The sequence below is a fragment of the Paenibacillus sp. TY11 genome (assembly GCF_059772165.1).
Window position 1 is genome coordinate 1 of record NZ_JCBAIQ010000050.1, and the last position, 8514, is coordinate 8514.

Genomic DNA, 8514 nt, shown 5'->3' on the forward strand with positions numbered 1-8514 from the left:
GCCGTCGTATTTCATTTGGCTGGAGCAGATGCCGCTGACACCGAACGGTAAAATCGACCGCAAGGCGCTGCCGGCACCGGAAGGCAGTCTGCAAAGCGGAGCGGATTATGCAGAGCCGCAATCCGCGCCGGAACGGGCACTTGTAACGATCTGGCAGTCAGTCCTGGGCGTGCCAACCGTCGGTATCTTGGACAATTTCTTTGATCTGGGCGGCGATTCGATCAAGGCGATTCAAATCGTATCCCGTGCGTTCCAGGCAGGCTACAAGCTGGATATGAAGGATCTTCTTCGGTATCCAACCGTCGCAGCACTGGCACCGCATATGCACGAGGTAAGTCGTATGGCAGATCAGGGAGAAGTGAGCGGGGAAACGGCTTTGCTTCCAATCCAGCACTGGTTCTTTGAACAGGAGCAAGTAGACACGCATCACTTTAATCAGGCGATTATGCTGCACCGGGAGCAGGGCTTTGACGAAGCTGCTTTGCGTCAGGCGCTTATCCAGTTGACGGAGCACCACGATGCACTGCGGATGGTGTTCAGGAAGACCGAGCAAGGCTATGAAGCGTGGAACCGCGGAATACAGGAAGGCGAGCTGTATCATCTGGACGTGCTGGACTTCAGGGCTTTGACGGATGAAGCCATGCTGAGCGCGACGATTGAGGCGAAAGCAACTGAAATTCAAAACAACATGAACTTGTCCGAGGGACCGCTGGTAAAGCTGGGTCTGTTCCGTTGCCCGGATGGAGATCATTTGCTGGTGGCGATCCATCATTTTGTGGTCGACGGCGTGTCTTGGCGTATTTTGCTGGAGGATTTGGCATCCGGCTATGAGCAGGCTTTACGGGGCGAGTCTGTCCGTTTTCCTAATAAGACAGATTCCTTCCGTTTGTGGGCTGATCAGCTGTTAGCTTATGCGAGCAGCACAGCACTGGAGAATGAGCGTGCGTATTGGCAGCAGATTGAGCAAGCAGGGAAGATTCAAGCATCCTTGCCTAAGGATTACACTCGTAAATCTAAGGCGAAGCCGCAGCTTCGCGATGATCGGACACTGACAGTAGCATGGACGGTAGAAGAAACGGAGCAATTCTTGAAGCAAGCGCATCGTGCCTATAATACGGAAGCGAACGATCTGTTGCTGACAGCTCTGGGAACCGCTATTCAGGAGTGGGCAGGCATCCGTCAGGTGCTTGTGAATCTGGAGGGTCACGGACGGGAAGCTATTGTGCCAGACATGGATATTACACGTACGGTCGGTTGGTTTACCAGCCAATTCCCAGTTGTGCTGGATATGGGCGAGGACCGGAATGTGGGACGACGTGTCAAGAACGTCAAGGAAGGGCTGCGTCGGTTGCCGCACAAAGGAATTGGATACGGGATTTTGAGATATCTTTCTGCGCTTAGGGAAGGGGAAGCCGCTTTTGTCGCCGAGCCGGAAATCAGCTTTAACTATCTCGGACAATTCGATCAGGATTTGAAAAATAATGCATTCCGCATGTCTCCCTATTCCATTGGGGCATCCATTAGCGACACTCTGACCAAACGTTATGCCCTTGATATCAACGGCATGATTACGGGCGGTGCGCTGGAACTGACGATCAGCTACAGCAACAAAACGTTCATGAAAAAATCAATCAAAAAGCTGGCTGATCTGCTGCAGGAGAGCTTGCGTGAGGTATTGGCTCACTGTGTGGCCAAAGAGTTGCCAGAGCTGACACCAAGCGACTTGTCCTTCCAAGGACTGACGACTGGAGAACTGGATCATATTGTAGAGCAGACGGCTGCTTCAGGAGAACTGGAAAACATTTATTCGTTAACACCCATGCAAAAAGGCATTCTGTTCCACGGCTTAATGGAACCGCAATCCGGGGCGTATTTTGAGCAGGCGACATTTGATCTGCAAGGCAGCTTTCAAGTGGAGGCTTTTGCCGAAAGCTTAAATCAGCTGGTGGAGCGCCATCAAATATTCAGAACGAATTTTTATAGCGGATGGAATGAGCAGCCTTTACAGGTGGTGTACCGCCACAAACATGCCGGATTCCGTTTTGAAGATGTGCGTTCGATAGAGCAAGCAGAGCTGGACGCGTACATTGCTGATTTTGCAGAGCGCGACAAAGCGGAAGGCTTTAATTTCAGCTCAGGCGAGCTGATGAGAGTATCGATATTACGTACGGGCGAAGAGTCCTATCGTTTTGTGTGGAGCTTCCATCATATTTTGATGGACGGATGGTGCTTGTTCCTGGTTGTGGGGGAAGCATTCAATACGTACTTTGCCCTACTCGAAGACCGCAAGCCGGAGCTTACCCCGGTAACGCCATACAGTGAATATATTGAATGGCTGGAGCGGCAGGACAACGTAGAGGCTGAACGGTTCTGGAGTAACTATTTTGCTGGTTTCGAGCAGCAGACGGTATTGCCTCAGGCCAAACAACTGGACGGTCACGCTAAAGAATATGAAGCGGACAAACTTTCGTTTACGCTGGGCCGTGAAGTGACGGAACGGATGAACAAGCTGGTTAAACAGCAGCAAGTGACGGTCAACATACTTCTGCAAGCAGCGTGGGGCGTTGTGCTGCAACGGTATAACAACAGTCGGGATGTGGTAGTTGGCAGTGTCGTATCCGGCAGATCAGCGGATATTCCGGGCATCGATAAAATGATTGGTTTGTTCATTAACACAGTTCCTGTACGAGTTCACAGTGAGAAAGATATTACGTTTGCTGCGTTAATGAAGCAGATACAGGTGCAGGCACTAGCTTCCCGTGCCTATGAAACCTATCCGTTGTATGAAATTCAGGCCCTAACAGAGCAAAAACAGGACCTGGTGAACCATATTATGGTGTTTGAAAACTACCCGGTGGAACAGCGCATGGAGCAAATGGGTAGCCGTGACACGAACGGTTTTACGATTGCCAATGCTTCAATGTCAGAGCAAACGAACTATGATTTTAACATTACAGTGGTGCCAGGCGATAAAATGGATATTCATTTGGAATTCAACGCGCTGGTGTTTGAACGTGCAGCTGTAGAGCAAATCCGCGAGCATTTGCTGCATATTATTGAAGAAGCGATTAACAGACCAGATGCGCTGGTAGATGAGCTTGAGCTGGTGACTGCTGCGGAAAAAGCAAAAATCATCGACGGTTTTGGATCCGTAGGCGTATCTGCATGGAGTGATGAAAAGCAATCAGAAGGGGTGTTCCACGCCTATGTGGAAGAACAGGCGCAGCTTGTGCCGGATCACGTGGCAGTTGTATACGAGGAGCGGCAGCTTACGTACCGCGAGCTGAACGAGCGTGGGAACCAACTTGCTCGTAGATTGCGGAATGAAGGCATTGGGCGAGAGTCCATTGTTGGTATTTTGAGCGGGCGCTCGGTGGACATGCTGATCGGCGTATTGGCAGTATGGAAAGCCGGAGGTGCATATGTACCGTTAGATGCGGATTATCCGTCCGAACGTATTCGCTTTATGCTGGAGGACAGCGGTGCAACAGTGCTGCTGACGCAAACAGGCTTGCAGGAGCGTGCACAGGCATGGCTGGAGGAAAGCCGACAGGCCTTGACCGGAGGGCAGTCTGAGGGCGAGTTGGAGACAGCGGCTGGCGCTGAAACGATGGAATTAGTTACTCTCCATGGAAACCTGAATGGAACAGCAGATTTGCCATCTGATAGCGAAGTAGCATCCGAACCCGCAACGGGACTGCGTCTGCATACTGTACTGGCGCTGGACGATGAGTCGCTGTACACCGGGGATACCGCGGATGTGGAGCACATCAACGAACCGCAGGATCTGGCGTATGTGATTTACACCTCCGGAACAACGGGACGTCCGAAGGGCGTCATGATCGAGCATCGCAGTCTGGTAAACACAGCCGCGGCCTATCGCCGGGATTACCGTCTGAACCAGTTCGCGGTACGGCTGCTGCAATTGGCGAGCTTCTCCTTCGACGTGTTCGTCGGGGATATTGCGCGGACGCTTTATAACGGCGGCACGATGGTTATCTGTCCGAAAGACGACCGGATTGATCCAAGCCGTCTGTACGCCTGGATTCACGATTACCAAATTACGGTGTTCGAATCAACACCGGCCTTGATCGTACCGTTCATGCAGCATGTGCATGAACACGGACTGGACATGAGCAGTCTAGAGTTGCTGATCACCAGCTCGGACAGTTGCAGTGTGACCGATTATCGAGTGCTGCAAGAACGGTTTGGCGCAGATATTCGCATTATTAACAGCTACGGCGTCACAGAAGCGGCGATCGACTCCAGCTTCTACGATGAAGAACTGTCGAAGTTGCCAAGCAGCGGCAGTGTCCCGATTGGTCAGGCGTGGCTGAACGCACGCTTCTACATCGTGGACAGCCAGCTGAATCCGGTGCCGATCGGCGTACTGGGCGAGCTATGCATCGGCGGTGCCGGGGTGGCACGCGGGTACCTGAACCGTGCGGACCTGACGGCCGAGAAATTCGTAGCGAACCCGTACGTACCGGGTGAACGATTGTACCGCACAGGCGACTTGGCACGGTGGATGCCGGACGGCAATGTGGACTTTATCGGCCGGATGGATGATCAAGTGAAAATCCGGGGCTACCGGATTGAGCTGGGCGAGATCGAAACAGCGATCCAGCGGGTGCCGGGTGTGCGTCAAGCCGTAGTGATCGACCGGACGGACGAGCGTGGACACAAGTATTTGTGCGGATACATCACGGGAGAACCCGAGATGCGGATCGAGGAGGTACAGGCGCAGCTGGAAGCAGGACTGCCAGTACATATGGTTCCTGCACGCTTGATACGTCTGGAGACCTTGCCACTGACGAGCAACGGCAAAATCGACCGCAAGGCCTTGCCGGAGCCGGAAGAAAGCATCCATACCGGCGCAGCCTATGTGGCACCGCGTACGGCGGTCGAGCAGGTATTGGCTGCGGTATGGGCCGGAGTGCTCGGCGTAGAAGCGGTAGGCACGCAGGATAACTTCTTCGAGCTGGGCGGCGATTCGATCAAGGCGCTGCAAGTATCGTCCCGCTTGCTGCAAGAAGGCTATCGACTGGATATGAAGGACCTGTTCAGCAATCCGACGGTGGCGTCACTTAGTCCTTCGCTTCGTACAGATGGCAAGATCGCCAGTCAGGAAGAGGCAGTAGGCCAGGTAGAACTGACACCCATTCAGCGGTGGTTCTTTGAGCAGCAGCCGGTTGACCTGCATCACAGCAACCAGGCGATGATGCTGTATCGAGCTGGGCGCTTTGACGTAGATGCGTTGCGCTGTACCATGGAACGTATTGTCCAACATCATGACGCATTGCGTACTATATTCCGCGAGACGGAGCATGGCTATGCCGCTTGGAACCGCAGTGTGGAGGAGGGCGAGTTATACACGCTGGAAATCGTAGATTTTAGCGGAGTTGAAGACGAATCCACCGCTGTAGAAGCTAAGGCGAGTGAAATTCAAGCGAGCATTCATTTGAGCGAGGGTCCACTTGTGAAGCTCGGTCTGTTCCATTGCGATGAAGGAGACCATTTATTAATCGTCATTCATCATTTGGTCGTGGACGGTGTATCGTGGCGTATTTTGCTGGAGGATTTGGCAACCGGTTATGAGCAGGCTGTTGCAGGTAAGACGGGCAAAGCTATTCGACTGCCACATAAAACAGATTCGTTCCAGACCTGGGCCGAGCATCTGTCAGCCTATGCAAACAGTGCGACGATGGAGCGGGAGCTTGCTTACTGGCAGCATATCGAACAAGCAGAAGCCAGCCTGGCCAAGCCTTTGCCAAAGGATTTTGCGAATGACAATGCACTGCTTGGAGACAGTGAGGTTGTCACGGTCCGCTGGACGAAGCAGGAAACGGATCTGTTACTCAAGCAGGCTCACCGCGCTTATAACACGGAAATGAATGATCTGCTGCTGGCTGCACTCGGCAAAGCCGTCTATGACTGGTCCGGCTCCGAACGGGTGCTAGTTAACCTGGAGGGCCATGGACGGGAAGCCATTGTACCGGATGTGGATATTACGCGCACGGTTGGCTGGTTTACGAGCCAGTTCCCGGTTGTACTGGATGGAAGTCTGGGACAAGGCGGAAATACCGCTCGTTTGATCAAACGGGTGAAGGAAGGGCTGCGTCATATTCCGCAAAAAGGCATTGGCTACGGTATTTTGCGATACCTGTCCAACACCGATGCTTTCGCGCAAGCAGGTGTGAAGCTCCATGTGGACCCAGAAATCAGCTTTAACTATCTGGGCCAATTCGATCAGGATTATAGTGGAAACGATCTGGAGCCTTCCGCTTATTCCATCGGTGTGCCTGTGAGTACGAACGCCTCTATGGATTTTGCGCTGGATATCAATGGATTGATCGAGGATGGCGAGCTGGTCTTCACCATTCGCTACGGCACCACGCAATTTCGTCATGAAACGATTGCACGGCTCGGAGAGCTGCTGGCATCCGGCTTGCGTGAGGTGATTAACCATTGTGTCGCCCAAGACAGAACGGTGTTGACATCAAGTGATGTCCTGCTAAATAACGTCACGCTGGACGAGCTGGAGCAGCTGGTGGAAGATACGCGAGATCTGGGTGAGCTGGAAAATGTGTATGCCTTGACACCGATGCAAAAGGGCATGCTCTTCTACAGCCTGATGGATGAGGATTCGGCGGCTTATTTTGAGCAGGCCACCTTTGAGTTGCACGGACGTTTTGATGTGGTCACTTTCGGCAAGAGCTTTGATCTGCTCGTACAACGTCATGAGGCATTGCGGACGAATTTTATCAACTCCTGGAAGGATGAGCCAATACAGGTCGTTTTCCGCAATCGCAGCGGAGAGTTATACTATGAAGACCTGCGCGGACTGGAAAAAGAGGAATGCAAAGCTCGTGTTGAGGCATTTACCCTTGCGGATAAAGCCAAAGGTTTCCGTCTGACGGAGGATGCGCTCATTCGTATCTCCATCCTGCAAACTGGGGATGAAACGTATCACTTTATCTGGAGCTTCCATCACATTTTGATGGATGGCTGGTGCCTGTCCTTTATGACACAGGAGGTATTTGGCAGCTATCTGGCACTTCGTGCGGGTCAAGAGCCTGTGCTTGAGCCTGTCACGCCGTTCAGTCGCTTTATTGAATGGCTGGAGCGCCAGGACCGTGATGTGGCTTTGCAATACTGGAACGATTATCTGGCGGGCTATGAGCAGCAAATTATGCTTCCGCAGCAAACCACACAGCCTAAATCTGCACAAGCCGGGGAATATGTCGCCGGAGAACTGGATTGCGACTTCCAGCCGGAGCTGGTCGCTCAGATTCAGCGGGTGGCGAGACAAAATCAGGTGACGATCAATACGCTGATTCAGACGGTATGGGGCGTCTTGTTGCAAAAATATAACAACAGTCCGGATGTTGTATTCGGCGGTGTTGTATCCGGTCGTCCAGGTGATATTCCGGGTGTGGAGTACATGATCGGATTGTTCATTAATACGATTCCAGTGCGCGTGCAGTCTGAAAAGGACGAAACCTTTGTAGACTTGATGAAACGAACACAGCAGCAGGCGCTGGATTCTAATGCGTATGATGCGTTCCCGCTCTATGAAATTCAGGCACTATCCGAGCATAAACGGGATTTAATTAACCATATTATGGTATTTGAAAATTATCCGGTGGAGCAGCAGGTAGAGCAACTGGGAAGCGATGGGCAGGAACCATTTACGATTTCGAACGTGGTGTCTACAGAGCAAACCAACTACGATCTGAACGTGGTCGTTATGCCGGGAGAAGGCATAAAAATTCGTTTTATGTATAACACGCTCAGCTTTGATCAAACAGGCATTGAGCGTCTGTATGGACATTTTGCCCGCCTCTTGGAGCAAATTTCGCTCAACCCAAATGTTCGGGTTGAAGAGCTGGAATTGGTCACAGAAGCGGAAAAACAACGGATTACAGGAGCGTTTAATGACACCGCTTGTGCATATCCGTACAATCAGACGATCCATCAGCTGTTCGAGGAACAGGCGGCACGGACATCAGATCAGGTGGCATTGGTGTTTGGAAATCAGAGTCTGACTTATCGGGAGCTGAATGAACGGGCGAATTCATTGGCACGAATGCTTCAAGCACAGGGAGTAGGACCTGACAAGCTGGTCGGCCTGATGGTGCAGCGCTCATTGGAAATGATCGTAGGTCTGCTGGCCGTTCTAAAAGCAGGCGGTGCTTATGTGCCGATCGATCCCGAATTTCCGTCATCTCGTATTGAATACATGCTGGAAGACAGCGAGGCCGCAGTGCTTCTGACCAGTCGTGATCTGGCAGAAGAGCATCATTGCAATGCCAATATCGTGTTTCTTGAGGATAAAGAATTGTATCAGGGAGAAAGCGGCAACCTGGAGACGATTGCCCGCCCAGAGCATTTGGCTTACGTCATCTATACCTCTGGTTCGACTGGAAATCCGAAAGGAGTTATGCTGCAGCATCGCTCGGTACTCAACTTTATTACAGGAATGCGCGAAGCAATTGACTTTGAAGCGAGCCA

General features: G+C 52.0%; 1 protein-coding gene. It reads left to right on the forward strand.

Going from position 1 to position 8514, the window contains the following annotated elements:
* Positions 1–8514, forward strand: an 8514-nt coding sequence (locus AC6EJC_RS26550) for a non-ribosomal peptide synthetase (protein WP_444956494.1), incomplete at both ends; no start/stop codon positions are given.